This window comes from Streptomyces sp. LS1784 (genome assembly GCF_020103755.1).
GTDB lineage: Bacteria > Actinomycetota > Actinomycetes > Streptomycetales > Streptomycetaceae > Kitasatospora.
In genome coordinates, this window is record NZ_JAHSQD010000051.1 from 1 (window position 1) to 20,758 (window position 20,758).

General features: G+C 71.8%; 19 protein-coding genes and 1 tRNA gene. 9 read left to right on the forward strand and 11 right to left on the reverse strand.

Annotation, left to right across the window (positions count from 1 at the left end; all coding sequences use genetic code 11):
* Positions 1-10: 10 nt before the first annotated feature.
* On the reverse strand, positions 11-226 hold the full coding sequence (locus KS423_RS09290; RefSeq protein WP_224277075.1) for a zinc ribbon domain-containing protein: 216 nt from the start codon (positions 224-226) through the stop codon (positions 11-13).
* A gap of 170 nt (positions 227-396) precedes the next feature.
* A complete protein-coding gene (locus KS423_RS09295) occupies positions 397-1,803 on the reverse strand; it encodes a hypothetical protein (protein ID WP_224277077.1) in 1,407 nt (468 codons plus the stop codon).
* A gap of 192 nt (positions 1,804-1,995) precedes the next feature.
* Between KS423_RS09295 and KS423_RS09300 the strand changes: the two genes are divergently transcribed.
* Positions 1,996-2,067, forward strand: a tRNA-Val gene (locus tag KS423_RS09300).
* A 277-nt stretch (positions 2,068-2,344) separates the two neighbouring features.
* Here the strand turns inward: KS423_RS09300 and KS423_RS09305 are convergent.
* The 6 genes from KS423_RS09305 to KS423_RS09330 form a co-directional block, all read right to left on the reverse strand.
* Positions 2,345-2,899, reverse strand: a complete 555-nt coding sequence (locus tag KS423_RS09305) for a hypothetical protein (protein ID WP_224277079.1) — start codon at positions 2,897-2,899, stop codon at positions 2,345-2,347.
* A 65-nt stretch (positions 2,900-2,964) separates the two neighbouring features.
* Positions 2,965-3,402 (reverse strand): hypothetical protein, encoded by a 438-nt coding sequence (locus tag KS423_RS09310; protein ID WP_224277081.1) that lies wholly within the window; start codon positions 3,400-3,402, stop codon positions 2,965-2,967.
* A gap of 42 nt (positions 3,403-3,444) precedes the next feature.
* A complete protein-coding gene (locus KS423_RS09315; protein ID WP_224277083.1) occupies positions 3,445-4,242 on the reverse strand; it encodes a hypothetical protein in 798 nt (265 codons plus the stop codon).
* A 28-nt stretch (positions 4,243-4,270) separates the two neighbouring features.
* Positions 4,271-4,786 carry a hypothetical protein gene (locus KS423_RS09320; RefSeq protein ID WP_224277085.1) on the reverse strand — a complete coding sequence of 172 codons (516 nt, stop codon included), beginning with the start codon at positions 4,784-4,786 and terminating at the stop codon, positions 4,271-4,273.
* Positions 4,787-4,847: 61 nt separating this feature from the next.
* Entirely contained in the window at positions 4,848-6,407 is a 1,560-nt protein-coding gene (locus tag KS423_RS09325; RefSeq protein ID WP_224277087.1) for a hypothetical protein, read from the reverse strand.
* A 75-nt stretch (positions 6,408-6,482) separates the two neighbouring features.
* Positions 6,483-7,949, reverse strand: coding sequence for an aminotransferase class V-fold PLP-dependent enzyme (locus tag KS423_RS09330; protein ID WP_224277088.1), 1,467 nt, complete (start codon positions 7,947-7,949; stop codon positions 6,483-6,485).
* A gap of 706 nt (positions 7,950-8,655) precedes the next feature.
* On the opposite strand from KS423_RS09330, the gene KS423_RS09335 reads away from it, so the two are divergent.
* From KS423_RS09335 to KS423_RS09360, 6 genes are all read left to right on the forward strand, one after another.
* Positions 8,656-11,196 (forward strand): ATP-dependent Clp protease ATP-binding subunit, encoded by a 2,541-nt coding sequence (locus tag KS423_RS09335; RefSeq protein WP_374119927.1) that lies wholly within the window; start codon positions 8,656-8,658, stop codon positions 11,194-11,196.
* 95 nt (positions 11,197-11,291) lie between these two features.
* A complete protein-coding gene (locus KS423_RS09340; protein ID WP_224277090.1) occupies positions 11,292-12,536 on the forward strand; it encodes a sensor histidine kinase in 1,245 nt (414 codons plus the stop codon).
* Positions 12,533-13,210, forward strand: coding sequence for a response regulator transcription factor (locus tag KS423_RS09345; RefSeq protein WP_224277092.1), 678 nt, complete (start codon positions 12,533-12,535; stop codon positions 13,208-13,210). Before KS423_RS09340 ends, KS423_RS09345 begins: the two co-directional genes overlap by 4 nt.
* A gap of 137 nt (positions 13,211-13,347) precedes the next feature.
* A complete protein-coding gene (locus KS423_RS09350; protein ID WP_224277094.1) occupies positions 13,348-13,635 on the forward strand; it encodes an SHOCT domain-containing protein in 288 nt (95 codons plus the stop codon).
* Positions 13,632-14,387 carry an ABC transporter ATP-binding protein gene (locus KS423_RS09355; RefSeq protein ID WP_224277096.1) on the forward strand — a complete coding sequence of 252 codons (756 nt, stop codon included), beginning with the start codon at positions 13,632-13,634 and terminating at the stop codon, positions 14,385-14,387. The genes KS423_RS09350 and KS423_RS09355 overlap by 4 nt, the downstream gene beginning before the upstream one ends.
* Positions 14,384-16,993 (forward strand): ABC transporter permease, encoded by a 2,610-nt coding sequence (locus tag KS423_RS09360; RefSeq protein ID WP_224277098.1) that lies wholly within the window; start codon positions 14,384-14,386, stop codon positions 16,991-16,993. Before KS423_RS09355 ends, KS423_RS09360 begins: the two co-directional genes overlap by 4 nt.
* 52 nt (positions 16,994-17,045) lie before the next feature.
* Here KS423_RS09360 and KS423_RS09365 read toward each other — a convergent pair whose 3' ends face one another.
* The 3 genes from KS423_RS09365 to KS423_RS09375 all read right to left on the reverse strand — a co-directional run bounded on the left by KS423_RS09365 (position 17,046) and on the right by KS423_RS09375 (position 18,741).
* Positions 17,046-17,930 (reverse strand): metallophosphoesterase, encoded by an 885-nt coding sequence (locus KS423_RS09365; protein WP_224277100.1) that lies wholly within the window; start codon positions 17,928-17,930, stop codon positions 17,046-17,048.
* A gap of 244 nt (positions 17,931-18,174) precedes the next feature.
* On the reverse strand, positions 18,175-18,528 hold the full coding sequence (locus KS423_RS09370) for a DUF4190 domain-containing protein (RefSeq protein ID WP_224277102.1): 354 nt from the start codon (positions 18,526-18,528) through the stop codon (positions 18,175-18,177).
* A gap of 57 nt (positions 18,529-18,585) precedes the next feature.
* Positions 18,586-18,741 (reverse strand): hypothetical protein, encoded by a 156-nt coding sequence (locus KS423_RS09375; protein ID WP_224277104.1) that lies wholly within the window; start codon positions 18,739-18,741, stop codon positions 18,586-18,588.
* 120 nt (positions 18,742-18,861) lie between these two features.
* Here KS423_RS09375 and KS423_RS09380 point away from each other — a divergent pair, with 120 nt between their 5' ends.
* Both KS423_RS09380 and KS423_RS09385 read left to right on the forward strand, forming a co-directional pair.
* Positions 18,862-19,491, forward strand: a complete 630-nt coding sequence (locus KS423_RS09380; RefSeq protein WP_224277106.1) for a TetR family transcriptional regulator — start codon at positions 18,862-18,864, stop codon at positions 19,489-19,491.
* A gap of 302 nt (positions 19,492-19,793) precedes the next feature.
* Positions 19,794-20,636, forward strand: coding sequence for a serine protease (locus tag KS423_RS09385; protein WP_224277108.1), 843 nt, complete (start codon positions 19,794-19,796; stop codon positions 20,634-20,636).
* The last annotated feature ends 122 nt before the right edge of the window (positions 20,637-20,758 follow it).

Genomic DNA, 20,758 nt, shown 5'->3' on the forward strand with positions numbered 1-20,758 from the left:
CGGCCGTCGGTCAGCCGCAGCAGCCGCCGCCGCAGCAACCGCCCCCGCCCCCGGCGGCGGGGGCCTGCTGGGCGGCGGCCGCACCGGTGACGGCAACGGTGGACAGCAGCTTCACGGTGTCCTCGTGGCCCTGCGGGCAGACGGCGGGGTCGTTGGCCTGGGCCATCGGGCGGCGGAGCTCGAAGGTGGCTCCGCAGGAGCGGCAGCGGAAGTCGTAGCGAGGCATACCGGCAGGGTACCCAGCGGGGGTGTCCACCGGTTGCCTGGTCCGCGGATCGGCCGGCTGCCGATCGCCGGGCTGCCGATCGTCTGGCTGGCGTTCGCCGGGCTGCCGACCGTCTGGCTGGCGCTCGTCTGGCGGGCGCCCGCCCGGTCTGCCGCTCGACCGGTCCGCTGCTACCGGTGGCCGCCGAGGTCGCCGCGGATCAGCCCGATCACCCGTGCCGCCGTGTCCCGTACTGCCGCGAGCTCGGTCAGGAAGTGCCAGTAGTCGGGGTGCCGGCCGGCCGCCTCCAGCGAGGCCACCGCGCGGTCCAGCCGGGCCACCGCCTCGTCCAGCGGGGCGGCGTGCCGCGGGTCCGGCGCGGTGCGGCCGGCCATCGCCAGCCGCTGCGCGTCCCGGATCGCGAAGCGGGCACGCTCGATCTCCCGGTTGGGGTCGTGCTGCACCTCGTTCAGCTGCCGCAGCCGGTCGTTCACCGCGAGCACCGAGCCGTCGGCGGTCTCCAGCAGTGCGCGGACCGTCCCGATCGCGGCGGTGGCGTCCGCCCAGCGCTGCTCGTCCCGGGCCCGGGCGGCCTCGGCGAGCTTGCGCTCGGCGGCGCGCCCCGTCTCCGCGACCTGGTCCGACACCCGCTGGAGGTCCTGCCAGCAGGCGGTGCTGAAGCGGCGGCGCAGTTCGCTCAGGGCGGGCTCGACCGTCGCGGCCTTGGTCTCCAGCGCCTGGATGCGGGTCCGCAGGCTCGCCACCCGCCGGTCGATCTCCCGCGCCCGCTCCGGCAACTGCCCGGCGTCGGCGGCGATCGCCTCGGCGCGCTGCTTCACGTCGTCCGCGCGCCGCAGGGTGTCCGCGACCCCGTGCCGGGCCGGGCCCTCGTTCAGCCGGCCGAGCTCGGGCGCCAGTTCGGCCAGCCGGGCCGCCAGGTCGTCCGCCCGCAGGCCGGCGCCGCGCGCCTCGTCCAACGCGGTGGTGGCCGCGAGCAGCGCCCGCTTGGCCTGCTCCACCGCCGGGGTGACCCGCATCAGCTGCTGCTCGGCGTGCTGGACGGTCGGCTGCAGGCGCCGCAGGAAGTCGTTCAGCTCCGCCCGGGCCGAGCCGAGCTGGCCCTTCACGTCCTCCAGCCGGCGCTTGGCCTGCGCGGCGGTGCCCGCGTCCAGCGTCTCGCTGTCCAGGTTGTGAGCGTCGAGCGCGGCCAGGTAGTTCACGGTGACCTGCTCGACCCGGCCGGAGATCGCCGCCAGGTCGGCCAGCGCGCGCTGCGCCGTCTGGCCCTCCTCGGCCGCGCGGACGGTCTCCACCGCGAGCTGCACCTCGCGCTGGGTCTCCTCCAGCTCGTAGAAGGCCTCCTGGGCCGCCGCCCGGGCCTCCCGCGCCTGCGCCCGTCCGCCCTCACCGCCGCGCCGGCCCCACCAGCCGCCGCTCCCGGCCGACGCCAGCGCGACCGTCCCCAGCGCACCCGCCAGCACCACCGGCAACACCAACGCGTCGGTCAGCGCACTCCCCGCCCGACGCCGCCCCCGCCCGCTCCCGCCGGCCACCGTCACTGCGCGCTCCCTGCTCCGACCCGCTGATCCGGCCTCCATTCTCTCCGATCCCCCCACCGGCCCGTCACCCCCTCCCACCCCACGGCCCGCCCCCTTCCCACCCACCCGCCGCGCCGCCCGCCCGGGCGACTCCACCGCCTCGCCCGACGCCCCATCGGACACCCGGCCCACACCACCCCTCGGGACCAGGTACCCTAGGCACTTGTCGTGCGCCCACCGGGCCACGGCGGGGGGCGCGTAGCTCAGTGGTAGAGCGCTGCTCTTACAAAGCAGATGTCGGCGGTTCGAAACCGTCCGCGCCCACCCTCCGAACAGCAGGAACCGAGGCTGCGGCCCAGGTCGGGACAGGTGTCCCGACCTGGGCCGCAGTCGTTCCGGCGATCTCGCCACACTCTCGGACCGCAACGTCGATGCGGTCGCCACCGACCGCATCGCCGCGATACCCGATGTCCGTCAACAGCTCAGGGCCGATGCCGAACGGCGGTGGCGAAGCTCGCCGCGCACCGGGACCGGCAGCGAACGAGCCCGGTGTCCCCGACCGCGGTGGTCGGGGACACCGGGCTCACGCGGTGCCGGGCGGTCAGACCTCGATCACCCGCAGCGCGGGGTGGTCGACCGTGTTGAGGTAGAGCTTCTCCTTGGTGCCCTCCTGCTCCAGCTCGATGACCAGCCGGTACCGGTACAGGCCGGGCTTGGCGGTGCTGAGCACGGTGCCGGCCCAGTAGTAGTAGACCGGGGTCAGCGGGGAGCGCATGCGGTCGGGCATGCCGTAGATCTTGAGCTCGGTGAAGAGCTTCCGCTCGGCCACGTCCTCCTCGTCACCCAGCTCGGTGTCGAGGATCACGATGTTGTTGATCTTGGGCATCGGCGGCCAGGTGCCGTCCAGCCGCCGCTCCATGTCGATCGGGCGGATGATCCAGTTCAGCACCTGGCCCTGCTTGCAGACCGTCTCCAGCTGCCGGGTGCCCTGGCCGGACCCGCCGACGCTGTTGTCCATCATGTACATCGCGTCGCCCAGCGAGCGGTTGGCCGTGGCCCGCTCCATGTTCACGAGCGTGACGATGTTGAGCTGTACCGAGTTCAGCTGCCCGGGGTTCTGCTTGTCCGCCGAGGCGCTGCTTGTACTGGTAGTCAAGGTTCCTCCTTCGAGCGCGCGCTCCGGGCGGTCCAGCGTCCGGAGCCGTCCGCTGCTCAGAGCTGTCAGGTGGCCTGGCCGACCAGGACGGGCGACGCAGTGGTGGTGATCGGCTCGACCTGTGTCCCCAGCCGGAACCTGATCCGGTACGGCACCGGGGACGTGGCGTCCTTCTTCACCGTCCCGGTCCAGTAGGCGACGTCGGTGCCCGGGTACACCTTCCGGACCGGCTCGCACACCTCGGGGTCGATCACGATCCCGTCGATGGCCACGAAGGCCTCGCACTCGAGCGCCAGCACGTTCCAGAGCAGCTGGTCGCCGGCCCTGACCTTGGTCCGCAGCTCCTCGGTGCCGAGGTCGGCGGACCCGCCGGCCTTGTTGGTGTCGTACAGGTACAGGTGGCCGTGGGTGCTCTGGGACGCCAGCATGCCCACGCAGTCCACCACCGCGGTGATCGAGATCGGGCGCTTCGGCGTGGTCTTCAGCCGTGGCTTGGTGGTCATCTACTCCTCCTCGTCCTTACCGGGACTTCCTGGGTCAGGGGCTCAGCCGAAGGCGGCCGGGGCGATCGGCAGGTATCCCATGCCGGCCCCGGTGAAGCCGTTCCGCTTGGGCTCCGCGGTGATCCGGAGCTTCGACTCGCAGGTGAGGTTGACCGGCTCCCAGGTCCAGTCGCCCGCCCGCTGGATCAGCTCGTGGAGCTGGATCCGCATCGTGTAGCTGTAGGTCCCGGGCCGGGAGGTGTCGATCGTCGCCGACCAGTACCAGCCGTCGGTCACCAGGTCCGGGGAGCCGTACTCGGCCGGGTAGATGACCTTCTCGTCCACCGCCTCGCCGAAGATGTCGGTGATCACCGGCGCCGGGTAGTTGTGGGTGTCCTGGCCGTGGTCGGAGACCACCCGGCCCGTGATGTCCAGGACCCGCTGCCCGGAGAGGGCCCGGGTGCGCGAGGTGCCGTTGACCCTGGTGCCGACGGTCTTCCGGATCCGGGTGAGCGCGGCCTCGGTGTCGCCGTTCGCCACCCCGGGCTTCTCGGTGAGCGTCGCGAGCTCCGCCAGCGCCTCCTTCTCGGCCTCCCGCGCCCGGGTGGTGTGGTAGCCGCGGGGCACCGTCGGGGGGATCGAACCGAGGCTGTACGGAAGCCAGTTGAGCACCTGCTCGCTGGCCTGCGAGCCGTCGCTCCAGTAGGCGCCGTTGATCGCGGTGACCAACTCGCCGGTGCCCTGGTTCAGGGAACCCTGGAGCTTCATGTTGTCGAACAGATAGGTGTTACCGGTCAGCGTCCGGGACTCCAGCGCGTTGCCGACGTCCACGAGCACGATGATCGCCAGTTGTTGGGCCATGCGCCCACCCTCCTTGTCGGTGTTCCGCCTACAGGCACATCAGTGCGGGCGAGTCGACGTGCAGCACGCTGTGCTCGCCCTCGTACATCTGGAGCTCCAGCCGGTACCGGTACGGCACCCCGGGCACCAGGTACGGCGGCACCACGCCGGACCAGACGTTGAGGTCCAGCTGCCCGCCCGCCACCCGGTGGCCGGCCGACGGTGCGCCGTCCGCACCGTCCGCACCGTCCGCGCCGCCCGCCACCGCGGCCGCGGCCTCGTCCGGGCCGATGTGGCCGACGTCGTGCGCGGTCGCGCCCGCACCCTCGTCCGCCGGCGCGAAGCTGATGCTCCGGATCTCGACGGGCGTCTGCAGGTCCACCGCCAGGGCGGACCACTGGACCACCTGGCCCGGCACCACCACGGTGCACAGGTCGGGCGTTCCCTGGTTCTTGCTGTCGAACGATCCGTCGTCGATCAGGCAGAGGTTGCCGTTGAGCAGCGTCTTGTCCGACAGTGCGCCGATCACGTCCACCACGACGGCGATGTTCACTTGCGGTTTCATACTCACTCCATTCCTCAAACCAACGTTCCGGAGCGGCAGTTGTGCCGTCCCGCCGGTTCTGTCAGCCCCGGTCGCGCACCAGCGGCACCTTGCCGACCGACGTCCGCTCGATCTCCGCGGACGCCCTGGGCACGAACTTGACCAGGAACCGGTAACCGGTCTTCTCGATCGAGGCGGGGTTCGCCTCGCCCTGGTTGAACAGCGAGAGCGAGCGGGGCAGCGCGTTGACGAAGACGTGCTGGACGCCGTACGGGCCGAGCGCGGCGTCCATCCGGTACGTCAGACCGGGGACGTCGTCGACGGACGCCAGCAGCGTGATCGTCTTGCCCTCGCGGTGGTTCACGAACTGGATCTCGTGGGCCACCACGTCCAGGTCCATCGCCGTGGCCTTGAGCAGGTCCTCGCGCAGCGCCTCGTACGCGCGCGGGGCCGAGTACTGGCTGTCGTTCAGGTGCAGGATGTCCCCGGTGCGGCCGGCGAACTCGAACCGGCCGGTCTTCAGCCCCGGCCCGTCCAGCCTCGGGCGGCGGATCATCCGGTCGCCCAGCTTCAGCCGCAGCAGCGGTGCCTCGTGCCCGTGCAACCGGGTGACGACCAGCTCGCCCTCCTCGCCCTCGGCGACCCAGCGGCCCTGCTCGTCGACGATCTCCACCAGGTGCAGCCCGGGCACGGCCGCCAGGCAGGGGGACTCCTCCGTCAGCTGCAGCCCGATGGTCTCGGCCTGGGTGGCGGCGAAGTAGCTGAGGATCGTCAGGTTCGGGTACATCGCCTTCAGCTCCGCCCGCTTGCGCTGCGGCAGCACCCCGCTCCCGTACAGCGCCACCCGGAAGCTCTCCTTGGCCTCCTGGCTCATACCCGCGCCGAGCTCGCTGAGGATCGCGATGCCCGCGGTGATCCCCATCAGCGCCTTCGGGCCGGGGTACGAGAACATGTGCTCCAGCACCGGGGCGGTGACCGGCCCCGCGCCGATGTAGTTGACCCCCGGCACCTGGGCCAGCACCCCGCCCACCATGGTGCCGCTGCTCCACATCTGGTAGTCCGCCAGCGTGGTGTACAGCCACTTGGGGTCGTTGCCGGGCAGGTACCCGCCGAGCTGGTAGGCGCCCATGAAGCGGCCGGCCACCTCGTAGGTGTCCCGCAGCTCCCGCAGCGAGTACACCGACTCCAGCGGCTTCCCGCCGCTGGTGCCCCCGCTGGCCACGATCTCGAAGCCGCCGCGCGCCAGCGGCACCACCATGCCCGGACGCGAATCCATGAAGAACTCGCGTTGGGTCTCCTTGTCCGACAGCGGGATCCGCTGCCACTCCTCGTACGTCTGCGGGGCACCGCTGATGCCGGCGCCCGAGAGGCGGCTGCGCCAGAGCGGGTTGAGCCGTACCGTGTTGACCATCTGCTGGAGGCGGCGCAGCACCAGGGCGTCCTGGATCTCGTGCGAGACCTCGCTGTACGGCGCCTGGCAGACCCGTTCGCACTCGCGGAGCTTGCTCGCGAACGAGGGGAGCTTCTCCACGGCCTCGACCGAGTCCGGCTTCAGTTCCCACTCGGGGATCAGCCAGTTCGCCAGTTCACCGGCGCCGCCGGGGGCCGCCGGTCGGGTGGGCGCGGTGCTCACTGCACTCATCGTCAATTCCTCGTCCTCGTGTTGTTCACTTGTTCATGTGCCGCAGTTCGTTCGGCCACGGTTCTTCGGCGGCCTTCAGCCGGCTTCGGCCAGGACGTCGGCGCCGACCCGCCTGATCTCGCCCAGCAGCATCCGGAAGTGCTCGACGGTGATCTGGTGGTTCATCATGACCACGCGCAGCGCGGCGACCCCGTCGATGTTCACCTTGGAGATGAAGAAATTCCCCTGGATTTTGATCCGGTTCCTGACCGCCACCTGGAAGCGGTGCACGTGTTCGTCCGGGAGTTCGGCGGGACGGTAGCGGAAGCACAGGATGTTGGCTTCCGGTCGGTGCACCGTTTCGAATTCCGGTTCGTCCTGGAGGAGCCGGTGGATCTCCTCGGTCAGTTCACAGAGGTGCTCGATCTTCTCCGCGAACAGGGCCCGGCCGTAGACGGACCAGAGGGCCCACAGCGGCATGATCATGGGCCGCTTGGTGCACTCGAAGTTCCTGGCACCGCTGTCGAGTTCGGTGTAGCGGTCCGGCTCCTCGTCGAAGACGTAGCTGGCGCGCTGCTGGAAGGCCCCGAGGCTGTCCTCCTTGTTCCGGTAGAACAGCAGCGTGCAGGGTGCCGGAACGAACATCATCTTGTGTGCGTCCCACGCCAGGGAGTCGGCCTTCTCGATTCCCCGCAGCTTGTGCCGGAGCCGGTCGGAGACCAGCAGGCTGGCGCCGTGCGCGCCGTCGACGTGCAGCCAGATGCCCGCGGCCCGGGCGATGTCGGCGAGCCCGTCGAGCGGGTCGAAGGCGCCGACCGAGGTGGTGCCGGCCGAGGCGACCAGGGCGAACACCTTCAGTCCCCGCTGCTCGGCGGCCTCCAGGGCCGGCCGCACCTGCTCCAGGCAGATCTGCTGCTGCCGGTTGATCGGCAGGCGCACGATCTGCGACTCGCCGATCCCCAGGATCCCGGCCGCCCGCGAGACGCTGTAGTGCACGTCCGCGCCGACCGCGATGGCGGGGCGGGGCAGGCCGTTCGCCGTCGGGCTGCCGCCCGACCAGAAGTCGGGGAACATCTTGTTCCTGGCCGCCAACAGCGCGGTCAGGTTGGCCAGTGACCCGCCCGAGGTGGTCACCATGGCGAAGGAGTCCGGCTCCCAGCCGATGAATCGATTCAGCTCCTCGGCCATGATGCGCTCCGCCACGCTGGGCAGCTGGCCCGCCTCGTAGAACGAGGACGGCTGGTTGACCACCGAGCTGACGAAGTCGACGACCCCGGCCAGCGGCACCACGCCCGAGAACTGCCGCCCCATGTAACCGGGTGAGTGGACCTGGATCCCCGTCCTGACGTACAGGTCGGTGATCCCGTCCAGCCGCTTCTCGTCGAAGGCCGCGATCTTCTCGCGCTCGGAGGTCATCAGGGCCCTGGCGGCCTGGGTCAGCGTTTCGGGGTCGATCAGTTCGAGCCCTCTGATCGATGAATCGGCCAGATGGCTTTCCAGTCGGCTCAGTACCGTCTCGGAATTCTCGCGGAACAGCTCGGGGTCGAACGTGTCGGCCAGCATTTCGCCGGCGTGCGGTTTTCCGACCCTGAGAGATGCGGAGGGACTCGGCTTCCGAGCGCCGAGCAACGGTCCCACTCCGCCTTTTTGCTCGATCATCTTCTGATTCGAGCGAGATTCCACCATAGGAGCCCCCCAATGGCCCTTGTTGAGGACATCGAGACTTTCCCTTTCCGGCGGTGTTCATGTCCAGCCGGGTCACTCCAACGAGTGAATATTCGTTTTTTGTAGGCGTTCGATTGCGTATCGTCGCGACTCGACTCCGGTGTGCGACTGGCGGCAATGTGGCTGGCCAGGCCGGTGAAGTGGTCCATCACATTTCGAACGTCAAAATCGAACGGGGCGGCGACTATTCAAACGCCAGCCGGGAATGTGCTGTTTTGGCCTGGCGGTTCGCCCGGCGGGCCGATTTCGGTCTTTCTGGCTGGTAACAGGAGGCAGGCCTGCGGCCCGGCCCTCGCACCGCGCACCCGGCTTCGGGGTCCGGTGATCTTGCGTGGTGCGGAGGCGGGATGGCCGGCGATGGCGGTGACGTACAGCGGCGGTGCGCTGCCGGAGCAGGTCACCGGGCGAACGCGGCCGCCGTGCGGCCGGACGGCGGCGAGGCCCGGGCACGCCACGTGACGGCCCGGCCGGCTCGACGGGCGAGGCGCCACGGCCTGTGTTTGTGTGGCTGCAAACCGCTTGGGAGAGGTGAATCGCCGTGACCATGCCCCCGTTCGGATCGAACGATCCGTTCTCCGACCTGCTCAGCCGGTTCTTCGGGATGAGCCCGATGGCCTCCCCGCCCGCCGTGCAGCGAGTACCGATCGGGCGGCTGCTCAGCGAGTCCTCGCAGGAACTCCTCGCGCTGGCCGCGCAGCGCGCGGCCGAGGACGGCTCCAGTGACCTCGACACCGCGCACCTGGCCTGGGCGGCCACCCGGGTGGGCCCCTCGCGCCGGATGCTGGAACGGGCCGGCGTCGATCCGGACCGGCTCTCCGGCGACCTGGAGCACGCCCTGCCGTCCGGCAGCCGCGACGCGGCGGACGTTCGGCCGACGCTCACCCCCGCGGCCAAGCGCGCACTGCTCGCCGCGCATGCCCGCTCGCAGGCGGTCGGCGCCTCGTACATCGGCCCGGAGCACATCCTCGGCGCGCTGCTCGACCAGGAGCGCTCGGGCGCCGGCGTGGCGCTGCGCAACGCGGCGCCCTCGCAGGAGGCACTGAAGTCGGTGCTGGAGGAGCGCGGCACCGGCGGTGAGCGCAGCAGCACGGGCGCCCGCCCGAGCGAGACACCGACGCTGGACGAGTACGGGCGCGACCTCACCGAGGAGGCGCGCTCGGGCCGGCTGGATCCGGTGGTGGGGCGGGCCGAGGAGATCGAGCAGACCGTCGAGATCCTCTCCCGGCGGACCAAGAACAACCCGGTGCTGATCGGCGAGCCGGGCGTCGGCAAGACCGCGATCGTCGAGGGCCTGGCCCAGCGGATCGTCTCCGGGGACGTGCCGCAGAGCCTCAAGGAGAAGCGGGTGGTCACCCTCGACCTGACCGCGCTGGTGGCCGGCTCCAAGTACCGGGGTGAGTTCGAGGAGCGGCTGAAGAACGTGATCGACGAGGTCACCGCGGCAGAGAAGAGCGTGATCCTGTTCCTGGACGAGCTGCACACCGTGGTCGGCGCGGGCAGCGGCGGCGAGGGCTCGATGGACGCCGGCAACATCCTCAAACCGGCGCTCGCGCGCGGTGAGTTGAGCGTGGTCGGCGCGACCACGCTGGACGAGTACCGCAAGCACCTGGAGAAGGACGCCGCGCTGGAGCGCCGTTTCCAGCCGGTGCTGGTGCCCGAGCCGAGCGTCGACGAGACGGTCGAGATCCTCCAGGGGCTGCGCGACGCGTACGAGGCGCATCACCAGGTGCGGTTCACTGACGAGGCGCTGGACGCGGCGGCGACGCTCTCCGACCGGTACGTCAGTGACCGCTTCCTGCCCGACAAGGCGATCGACCTGCTGGACCAGGCCGGTGCCCGGGTCAGGCTGCGCAGCCTGAGCGGGTCCACCGAGGCGACCGGGGTGCAGGACCGGATCACCAAGCTGAAGCGGGAGCTGGACGAGGCCGTCGCGGACGAGGAGTTCGTCCGGGCCGCCAACCTGAAGACCGAGCTGCGGCAGACCGAGGACGAGCTGGCGGCGATGGCAGAGTCCCGCGAAGAGGTCGTCGACGTGACGGCCGACGACATCGCGCAGGTGCTCTCCTCCCGGACCGGCATCCCGGTCGCGGAGCTGAACGCGACCGAGAAGGAGCGGCTGCTCAAGCTGGAGGAGCACCTGCACGAGAAGGTGATCGGCCAGGACGAGGCGGTCACCGCCGTCGCCCAGGCGGTGCGCCGCGGCCGGGCCGGGATGGGCGACCCGGAGCGGCCGACCGGCTCCTTCCTCTTCCTCGGGCCGACCGGTGTCGGCAAGACCGAGCTGGCGAAGGCGCTGGCGGCGCTGCTGTTCGGCGACCCGGACCGGATGATCCGCTTCGACATGAGCGAGTTCCAGGAGAAGCACACCGTCTCCCGGCTGATCGGCTCCCCGCCCGGGTACGTCGGCTACGAGGAAGCCGGGCAGCTGACCGAGGCGGTGCGCCGCAAGCCGTACAGCGTGCTGCTCTTCGACGAGGTGGAGAAGGCCCACCCGGACGTCTTCAACCTGCTGCTCCAGGTGTTGGACGACGGGCGGCTGACCGACTCCCAGGGGCGTACGGTCGACTTCCGCAACACCGTGGTGATCATGACCAGCAACATCGGCTCGCAGCGGATCCTGGACCATGCGGGGAACGTCGACGAGATCAAGGACGACCTGATGCGGGACCTGCGCCGGCAGTTCCGGCCGGAGTTCCTGAACCGGATCGACGAGGTGATCGTCTTCCACGCGCTCACCAGGAAGGACCTGCTGTCGGTGGTGGACCTGCTGCTGGACCGCAGCCGGCGCCGGCTGCGGGCCCAGGACGTCGAGCTGGACGTCACCGAGGCGGCCAAGGAGTACCTGGTCAACCGGGGCTACCAGCCGGAGTTCGGGGCCCGGCCGCTGCGCCGGACGATCCAGTCGGAGCTGGACAACCGGATCTCCAACCTGCTGCTGGACGGTTCGGTGCGGGAGGGGGACACACTGATCGCGGACGTGAGCGACGGGGAGCTGGTGGTCACGCTGGCGCGGCCGGAGGCGTCGGCGACCTTCGAGGAGGCGCAGGCGAAGGCCCGGGCATCCGCGGACGCTGCGGAGGGCTGAGGGCGAACCGTGTCCGGGCGTACTCCAGCGGGAGTACGCCCGAACGCCACTGGTGGAGGACGCGCGGGGACGGGGCGCGGGTCTAGCTTGTGGGCATGATGCCGCCCACGTCCCCGCCGACCGAGCCGCCCCCGGCGGAGCAGCCGCCGGAGGAGCCGCCCGAGCCGTGGCGCCCGCCGTGGGTGCGCGCGGCCAAGGCGGGCTACCCGCTCGGGGTGGCGGCGGCGGTCGCGGTGCTCCAGGTGGTCGGCTCGACCTTCGCCGCGCACAACCAGCACGGGCGGGTCCCGCTGGACGCCCTCGGCTACCTGCTGCTGCTGCTCGGGCCGGCCCTGCTGGTGCTGCGCGACCGCCGACCGGTCGCGGTGGTGGCCGGCACGTCGGTGGTCACCGCCGGGTACCTGGCCGGCGGGTACCCGTACGGGCCGGCCTTCGTGAGCTGGCTGATCGCCTGCTGCGTGGCGATCGGCTCCGGGCACCGCCGGGCGGCCTGGGCCGGCGTGGGCGGGGTCTACCTGGTCCACCTCCTGGTCACCTTCCTCCTGCCGGAGAGCTGGCAGCGCGCGGCCCCGCCGTCCGGCAGCATCTGGCCGCAGGAGCTCGGGCTGTCGGCCTGGCTGCTGCTGGTGATGGCGGGGGGCGAGCTGGTCCGGTTCCGGCGCGAGCGGATCGCCGCCCACCGGGCCTACCGGCAGCAGCTGGAGGAGCGCCGGGCCAACGAGGAACGGCTCAGGATGGCCCGGGAGTTGCACGACATCCTGGCGCACAGCCTGTCGCTGATCAACATCCAGGCCGGCGTCGCGCTCGCGCTGCTCGACCGGCGGCCGGAGGAGGCCCGCGGCGCACTGGTCACCATCAAGTCGACCAGCAAGGAGGCGCTCGGCGAGGTCCGCCAGGTGCTCGCGACGCTGCGCGGGCCCGGGGCGGCGCCGCGCGGGCCGGCCCCCGGGCTGGACCGGCTGGACGAACTCACCGAGCAGGCGGACCGGGTGGGCCTGGAGGCGGAGGTGCAGGAGCGCGGCGAGCGGCGCGAGCTGTCCGCCACCGTCGACCTCGCCGCCTTCCGGATCGTCCAGGAGGCGCTCACCAACGTGGTGCGCCACTCGGCGGCCCGGCAGGCGGTCGTGGTGCTGGACTGGAGTGACCCGGCCGTGCTGGTGGTCCGGGTGGAGGACCCGGGGCCCGCGGTCCTCGGCGACGCGGGCGGGTCGGGCAGCGGGCTGGTCGGGATGCGGGAACGCGTGGCGGCGTTCGGTGGCACCATCACCGCGGGGCCGCTGCCGGACGGCGGCTTCCGGGTCCGGGCGGAGCTGCCGACACCGAAGGCGGAGAGCGATTGATTCGGGTACTGCTGGCGGATGACCAACTACTGGTCAGGGCGGGCTTCCGGGCCCTGCTGGACCTCCAGGACGACCTCACGGTGGTCGGCGAGGCGGGCGACGGCGAGGCGGCGTTGCGGCTCACCCGCGACATCGTGCCGGACGTCGTGCTGATGGACATCCGGATGCCGCGGATGGACGGGCTGGAGGCGACCAGGAGGATCGCCGAGGACCCGGCGCTGTCCTCCGTCCGGGTGGTCGTGCTGACCACCTTCGAGCTGGACGAGTACGTCTTCGAGGCGCTGCGCTCGGGGGCGGCGGGCTTCCTGGTCAAGGACACCGAGCCGGCCGACCTGCTGCGGGCGATCCGGGTCGCGGTCGCGGGGGACGCGCTGCTCTCGCCGGGGGTGACCAGGCGGCTGATCGGCGAGTTCGCCGCCCGGTCGAAGGCTCCCGAGGCCGTGCCGGAGGGTCTCTCGGACATCTCGATGCTGACCGAGCGGGAGCGCGAGGTACTGGCGCTGGTCGGGATGGGCCTGTCCAACGAGGAGATCGCCCGGCGGCTGGTGGTCAGCCCGCTGACGGCGAAGACGCACGTCAGCCGGGCGATGGCGAAGCTCGGCGCGCGGGACCGGGCGCAACTGGTGGTGCTGGCCTACGAGTCGGGGCTGGTGCGGCCCGGCTGGCTGGGCTGAGCGGCCCCTACTCTTCCGGGAGTATCCCAACTGCCGCTGCTGGTAGGACGCGTGATGAGACCCCTCGGCGGGACGCTCTAGGCACCTCGGGAACCCCCCGAGGTCCTGGAGGCCCACCACCGAGGAGTTGAACCATCATGTACACGCAGCTGGCCGACTGGCACGGCCCCGGCCCGTGGATCCTGCTGATCCCGCTGGTCTGGATCGCCGTGGTGGTCCTGGTGATCGCGGTGCTGCGCCGCACGGTCCGGCGGCCGCACGGCTGCGGGTTCGGGGGCGGGGCCGGAGCCGTGGCGGAGCATCCGCTGGCCGTCCTGGGCCGCCGCTACGCCGAGGGCGACATCGACGCCGAGGAGTACCGCGCCAAGCGGGCCGTGCTCAGCGAGCCGCCGCGGGACGACGCCAGGGGAGGTGGCACCAGGTGACCACCCTGGACGTCGTGCGCGGCGCCGCCGCCCGGGTCGCCGATGCCGTGAAGATCTACGGCGTCGGCGGCACCGAGGTCCGGGCGCTGGACCACGTGACGGTGGAGTTCCCGGCCGGGCGGTTCACCGCGATCATGGGCCCGTCCGGCTCGGGCAAGTCCACCCTGATGCACTGCGCGGCCGGGCTGGACACGCTCACCGCCGGCACCGCCTGGATCGGCGACACCGAGCTCGGCACACTCAACGACCGGCGGCTCACCCTGCTGCGCCGGGAGCGGATCGGTTTCGTGTTCCAGGCCTTCAACCTGGTGCCCACGCTCACCGTCCTGGAGAACATCACCCTCCCGCTCGATCTGGCCGGGGCCGCCCCCGACCAGGCCTGGCTGGAGACACTGGTCGACGTGATCGGCCTGGGCGACCGGCTGCAGCACCGTCCGAGCGAGCTCTCCGGCGGCCAGCAGCAGCGGGTCGCGGTGGCCCGGGCGCTGGCCGGGCGGCCCCGGGTGGTCTTCGCCGACGAGCCGACCGGCAACCTCGACTCCCGCAGCGGCGGCGAGGTACTCGGCCTGCTGCGCCGGGCGGTGGACGAGATGGGCCAGGCCGTGGTCATGGTCACCCACGATCCGACGGCCGCCGGCTGGGCCGACGAGGCGCTCTTCCTCGCCGACGGACGGCTGGTGGACCGGATGCGGCAGCCCACCTCCGCCCTGGTGCTGGACCGGATGAAGGCCTTCGAACGGGGTCGGTCGTGAGCGAGCGGATCCGAGCGAATCGAGGCGGGCACACGAACACCGTTCCCCTCCGGCTCAGCCTGCGCTCGCTGCGCGCCCACCGCAGGCGGCTGGCCGGCACCCTCCTGTCCATCCTGCTCGGAGTGAGCTTCCTGACCGGCACGATGGTGCTCGGCGACACCCTGCGGGCCAACTTCGACACCCTCTTCGCCGACGCCAACGCCGGCACCGACGTCGTGGTCCGCAGCGCCGACGTGCTGGACTCGCCGGGCACGGTGGGCGGGGTACGGGCGCCGGTGGCGGCGGCGCTCGCCGACCGGCTGCGCACCGTACCCGGGGTGGCGGCCGCCGAGCCGTCGGTCCAGGGGGCGGGCCAGCTCATCGGAAGCAACGGCAGACCGATCGGCGGCCAGGGCCCGCCCACCCTGGCGGGCAACTGGCTGACCGACGGCCGGCTCAACCCCTACCGGCTGGCCGAGGGCCGGGCGCCGGCCGCCCCGGGCGAGGTCGTGGTGAACCGTGGCGCGGCGAAGGCGGGCGGGCTGCACCTCGGCTCGACCACCGTGCTGCGCACCCCTGATCCGATACCGGTCACCGTCGTCGGCATCGCCACCTTCGGGGCGGGCGCGGACGGCATGGGGCCGAGCACCTTCACCGCGATGACCTTCGCGGACGCCGAGCGGTACCTCACGCCCAAGGGCGAGGGGCAGGCCGCCTCGATCCAGGTCCGCGCGTCGGGCGGGGTCTCCCAGCGGGAGCTGGCCGACCGGATCACCCCGCAACTGCCCGCCGGCGTCCAGGCGATCACCGGCGCGGCGGCCACCCAGGAGTCCACCCAGGTGCTGTCCGGGCGGTTCCTGACCATGTTCACCACGCTGCTGCTGGTCTTCGCCGGGATCGCGTTGCTGGTGGCGACGTTCACCATCCACAACACCTTCGCCATCGTGGTCGCCCAGCGGACCAGGGAGCACGCGCTGCTGCGGGCGCTCGGCGCGGTGCGCGGCCAGGTGCTCGGGGCGACGCTGGCGGAGGCGCTGGTGGTCGGCCTGCTGGCCTCGCTCGGCGGGCTGCTGGGCGGGATCGGGGTGGCCGCCGGGCTCAAGGCGCTGTTCTCGGCGCTCGGCTTCGCCCTGCCGACCGGCGGCATGGTGATCAGCGCGGCCGCCGTCCTGCTGCCGCTGCTGGTCGGCACGCTGGTCGCGGTGGGCTCCGCGCTGCTGCCGGCCGTCCGGGCCGGGCGGACGGCTCCGCTCGCGGCCCTGCGGGACACGGGCGTCGACCGGGCGGCGCAGGGGCGCTCGGGCACCGTCCGGGTGGTGCTCGGCAGCCTGCTGCTGACCGGGGGAGTGCCGGTCGCCGTCCTCGGCGCGACCGATGGCCCGTCCGTGCTGCTGACGGCGCTCGGGGCACTGGCGGTGCTGGCCGGCATGGTGGTGCTCGGCCCGGTCGCCGCGGCCGGCGCGGTGCGGATGTTGGGTGCGCCGCTGCCCAGGCTGCGCGGGGTCTCCGGGGTGCTCGCCCGGCGCAACGCGGCCCGCAACCCGCGCCGGACGGCGGCCACCGCGAGCGCGCTGATGATCGGAGTCGCGGTGGTCACGCTGTTCACCGTGTTCGGCGCCTCGATCAAGGCCACCCTGGACGACACGGTGAGCAAGTCCTTCGCGGGCGATCTCGCCGTCACCACCGCCTCGTTCGGGGCCGGCGGCAGTGGGATCAGCCCCAAGGCGGCGGACGCCCTGGCCGCCCTGCCCGAGGTGCGGCAGACCGCCGGGCTCGGCCGGGGCGTGGCCCGGATCGACGGGCACGGCCGGACGCTGGACGTGACCGATCCGGCCCGGCTGTCCGGGGTCGTCGACCTCGGCCGGGTCGACGGCTCACTGGCCGCGCTCGGCACGGACGGGCTGGCGGTCTCCCGCAGCGAGGCGCAGCAGCACGGCTGGCGGCTCGGACAGTCCGTCACCGTGGGCTTCACCGACGGCGCGAGCGGCCCGTTCACCATCCGCGCCCTGTACGAGGGCGGCAGTCTGGCCGGCGACTACCTGATGACCCGGCAGGCCTGGGCCCCGCACCGGGGGCAGGACGCGGACACCATGGTCGCGATCGGGCTGCGTGACGGCGTCTCGGCTGCCGCGGGCAAGGCGGCGGTGGAACGGGCGCTGGTCCCGTACGGCAGTCCGCAGGTGCAGGACCGCGCCGAGTACGCGAAGAGTGCGGCCTCCGGCGTCGACATGATGCTCTCGGTGGTCTACGCGCTGCTGGCGCTGGCGGTGCTGATCGCGCTGCTGGGCATCGCCAACACCCTGACGCTGGCGGTGCACGAGCGGACCAGGGAGCTGGGGCTGCTGCGGGCGGTCGGCCAGACCAGTGGTCAGCTGCGGGGCATGGTGCGCTGGGAGTCGGTGCTGGTGGCGGCCTTCGGGACGGTCGGCGGGCTGGGCCTCGGAGCCTTCCTCGGCTGGGCCCTGGTGCGCGCCTCGGACAGTGCGGGGACGGGATCGTTCGCGATACCGCCCGTGCAGCTGGCCGTGATTCTGGCGGCCGGGCTGCTGGCGGGCGCGGTGGCCGGACTCCGCCCGGCGGGGCGGGCGGCGCGGCTGGACGTCCTGAGGGCGATCGCGGCGGAGTAGGAGGCGACGGAAGAGGAGGCGGCGGGGCAGGAGGAGCCGGTGAACCGGAGGGTCAGCCCGCGGACTGCGGGAAGACCTCCCGCAGCAGCGGGTCCGGCAGTCCGCGCTTGCGCCACTCGCGCGGGTAGCCGAGCGAGACCTCGGTGAACGGCACGCCGTCGTAGGTGGTGCGGCGGGGGATGTGGAGGTGACCGTAGATCATCGCCGCGGTGTTGAACCGGGTGTGCCAGTCGGCGGTCAGCTCGGTTCCGCACCACTGGGCGAACTCGGGGTACCAGAGGATCTCGGTGGGCTGGCGGACCAGCGGGTAGTGGTTGACCAGGACGAGGGGGACGTCCGGGTCGCAGGCCGCCAGCCGCTTCTCGGTCAGCCGGACGCGCTCGCGGCACCAGGAGTCGCGGTCCGGGAACGGGTCCGGGTAGAGCATCCGCTCGTCGGCGCAGACGATGCCGCTCTCGTAGGCGGCCGCCAGGGAGGCCTCCTTGGTGGTCGTGCCCGGCGCACGGAAGGTGTAGTCGTAGAGGAGGAAGAGCGGGGCGATGCGGACCGGTCCGCCGGGGCCCTCCCAGAGCGGGTACGGGTCCTCGGGGGTTACCACGCCGAGCCGGCGGCAGCGTTCCACCAGATGCTCGTAGCGGGCCACTCCGCGCAGCTGGACCGGGTCCTCGGGGTGGGTCCACAGCTCGTGGTTGCCGGGCACCCACACCACGCGGGCGAAGCGCTCGGCGAGCAGGCCGAGGGCCCACTCGATGCTGGTGGTGAGTTCGGCGACGTCACCGGCGACGAGCAGCCAGTCGCCGGGGTGGGAGGGCTGGAGCTTCTCCACCAGATCGCGGTTCTCCTGGTAGGAGATGTGCAGATCGCTCACGGCGAGCAGCCGTCCGCCTGACGGGGTGGGCCGTGCCGGCTGTGCGTCGCTGCGGTTCTCCGTAGTCACTCCTGCCCCCTGAGGTCGCCCGGCCGATGGGGCCCACCCTACGTGGCGGGCCGGGGGAGCGGGGCGGGTTGACGGGATCAGTCGTTCGAACTGCCGTTCAGGGGGCCGAGGTCAGTCCGGTGAATCAAGGACGGAACGGTGCTCAGGGACGGAACGGTGATCCATCGGCGGAACGGTGGCTCACGGGCGGATCGGAGGGCGATACAGGAGCAGGAGCCAGAAGTGGAAGGCCGATTGGGCCGGTTCAGGAGCCGATGTCGATGAGCACTCCGTGGGAGGTGGCGATGGTGACGGAGAGGATCACCAGCGAGGCGATGCCGAGAGTCAGGCCGAGGAGGGCGCGGCCACGCCGCCTGGTGCCGCGGACCAGGGCCAGCGTGGCCAGGGTGATGGCGATCGGCCCGAGGACGATGTTGAACAGCAGCAGGCCGGGGAGGCCGAGGAGGAAGGAGGCGACGGCGAGGCCGTCCGCCTCGGAGGTGCCCTGACGGTCGCTCTCCTGGGCGAGGGACTCCGGGCGGCCGGTGCTCCGGCGTCCGACGCCTTGGCTGCTGACGCTCTGACGGCCGATGGTCGGACGTTCGGTGACGGTGCTCATGGTGGTGCGGGTCCTCTCTGTGGAGTGGCCGCGGGTGCGGTCCGCGGAGCGGCCGGGTCAGCGGTGCCGGAGGCGGGCGATGCCCTCGCGGGCGCCGAAGGCCAGCAGCCAGGCGGTGATGCCGGCGGAGGCGGCGAGGAAGACCGGGAGCGAGGTGTGGGCGGCGGTGCCGATCAGGACGCCCATGGCGACCAGGGCGGAGAACAGGATCACGACTGGCTCCTTCGGCTGCGGCTGGGACTGCGCCGATTTCGGTTGACAAGTGTTCACTGACTTCGCTCCCACTGTACGCCCGGCTGGCCAAGTTCAGCAAACGAATGTTTACTGAATGGCGTGAGTCACACCGTTGGGGCCAGGCAGGCCCAGAAGCAGCAGAGTCGGCGGGCATTGCTGGACGCCGGGCTACACCTGTTGGCTGATCAGAACCTGGCGAGCCTGGGCGTTCGTGAGGTCACCCGCGAGGCGGGGCTCTCCCCGGCCGCCTTCTACCGGCACTTCCCGGACCTCGCCGCCCTCGGGGTGGCGCTGGTCGAGGAGTCGCTGGCCAGCCTGCATGTCATGATCCGCTCGGTGCTCGCCGGGGCCGGCGGTGCCGAGGAACTGATCGACCGCGCGGTGGACGTGATCGAGCGGCACGTCCGCGAGCACCGGGCGCACGTCCGCTTCCTGGCGCGCGAGCGGCACGGCGGAGTCCGGCAGGTGCGCGAGGCGATCGACGCCGAACTCGGCCGCTTCGCCGCCGAGGTGGGAGACGCCCTGGCGCTGCAGCCGGTGTCGCAGGGGTGGAGCGAGCGGGATCTGCGGATGCTCGCCGAGCTGTACGTCGACCACATGGTGTCCACGGCCGCCGCCTTCCTGGAGGCGCTGGAGACGGACCCGGACCGGGGGCAGCGGATCGCTGCGACCGCACGCCTCCAGCTGCGCCTGATCAGCCTCGGCCGGGAGCACTGGCAGGCGGGTTGACCGTCCGTGCGCGGGAGTTGACGGCCTCGGCGGCGGCGACCGGCCGGCCCGCGATCCGGACCGCCGATCAAGGGCCGCCGATCAGGGCCGCGAGCTGAGACCGTCGAGTCGGACCGTGAGCCGGATCGTGAGCCGGACCGTGAGCCGGACGGCGAGCCCGACGGTTGATCCGGGCGGCGGCGGTAACCGGCCATTGCGTCTTGGGCGGTTCTTGGCGTTGTTTTGACTCTTGACAGTGAGTCATGTCCGGGACAGCTTTGGTGGACCCCCACCCGTGGACCCCCCACACCGAGAGGTCTCTCATGAAGAAGCCGCTCATAGGCACGGTAACCACGCTCCTGATCTCCGGGGCTACCGCCCTGGTCGGAGCCGTTCCGGCCCAGGCCGCAGCCCCCGCCGCCAAGCCCCTCTCCGCCGTCACCTTCGCCGGGACGGTCGCACTCAGCAACTGCTCCGGCTCGCTGGTGCGGATGCCCGGCTCGGCCGCGAGCGACCCGGCCCTGGTGCTCTCCAACGGCCACTGCCTGGAGACCGGCATGCCCGGCCCGGGCGAGGTGGTCCTCAACCGCTCCTCCAGCCGGACCTTCACCCTGCTCAACGCCAGCGGCGGCGGTGCCGCCACGCTGCGTGCGACCAAGATCGTCTACGGTGCGATGACCGACACCGACGTGTCGATCTACCAGCTGAACACGACCTACGCCTCGATCCAGTCCCGGTACGGGATAGCCCCGTTGACCATCGCCGCCACCCACCCGGTCCAGGGCACCTCGATCCGGGTCGTCTCCGGCTACTGGAAGAAGATCTACTCCTGCTCGGTCGACGGCTTCGCCTACCGGCTGAAGGAAGCCGACTGGACCTTCAAGGACTCGGTCCGCTACACCTCCGCCTGCAACGTGATCGGCGGCACCTCCGGCTCGCCGGTGGTCGACGCCTCGACCGGCCAGGTGGTCGCCGTCAACAACACGATCAACGAGAACGGCGAGACCTGCACCCTGGACAACCCCTGCGAGGTGGACCAGAACGGCGCGGTGACGGTCCGCCGGGGCATCGGTTACGCCCAGGAGACCTACGGGATTCCGGCCTGCTTCGCCGCCGGCAACCGCTTCGACCTCACCCTCCCCGGGTGCACCCTGCCCCGCCCGTAGGCGAGTAGCCACCGGGCTCGACGGGGAACGTTCGACCCGACGGAATCCTCAACCGGCAGCAGAGCAGGGCAACCCCACTGACCAGCACTTCTTCCCCGATGGGCCATCCGTGAACGGCGGGT

What these genes read in the sequence shown, in the direction of transcription:
- KS423_RS09290 (WP_224277075.1), bottom strand. Translation starts at nt 226, where the DNA reads ATGCCTCGCTACGACTTCCGCTGCCGCTCCTGCGGAGCCACCTTCGAG.
- KS423_RS09295 (WP_224277077.1), bottom strand. Translation starts at nt 1,803, where the DNA reads ATGGAGGCCGGATCAGCGGGTCGGAGCAGGGAGCGCGCAGTGACGGTG.
- KS423_RS09310 (WP_224277081.1), bottom strand. Translation starts at nt 3,402, where the DNA reads ATGACCACCAAGCCACGGCTGAAGACCACGCCGAAGCGCCCGATCTCG.
- KS423_RS09315 (WP_224277083.1), bottom strand. Translation starts at nt 4,242, where the DNA reads ATGGCCCAACAACTGGCGATCATCGTGCTCGTGGACGTCGGCAACGCG.
- KS423_RS09320 (WP_224277085.1), bottom strand. Translation starts at nt 4,786, where the DNA reads ATGAAACCGCAAGTGAACATCGCCGTCGTGGTGGACGTGATCGGCGCA.
- KS423_RS09325 (WP_224277087.1), bottom strand. Translation starts at nt 6,407, where the DNA reads ATGAGTGCAGTGAGCACCGCGCCCACCCGACCGGCGGCCCCCGGCGGC.
- KS423_RS09330 (WP_224277088.1), bottom strand. Translation starts at nt 7,949, where the DNA reads ATGCTGGCCGACACGTTCGACCCCGAGCTGTTCCGCGAGAATTCCGAG.
- KS423_RS09335 (WP_374119927.1), top strand. Translation starts at nt 8,656, where the DNA reads ATGCCCCCGTTCGGATCGAACGATCCGTTCTCCGACCTGCTCAGCCGG.
- KS423_RS09340 (WP_224277090.1), top strand. Translation starts at nt 11,292, where the DNA reads ATGATGCCGCCCACGTCCCCGCCGACCGAGCCGCCCCCGGCGGAGCAG.
- KS423_RS09350 (WP_224277094.1), top strand. Translation starts at nt 13,348, where the DNA reads ATGTACACGCAGCTGGCCGACTGGCACGGCCCCGGCCCGTGGATCCTG.
- KS423_RS09370 (WP_224277102.1), bottom strand. Translation starts at nt 18,528, where the DNA reads ATGAGCACCGTCACCGAACGTCCGACCATCGGCCGTCAGAGCGTCAGC.
- KS423_RS09385 (WP_224277108.1), top strand. Translation starts at nt 19,794, where the DNA reads ATGAAGAAGCCGCTCATAGGCACGGTAACCACGCTCCTGATCTCCGGG.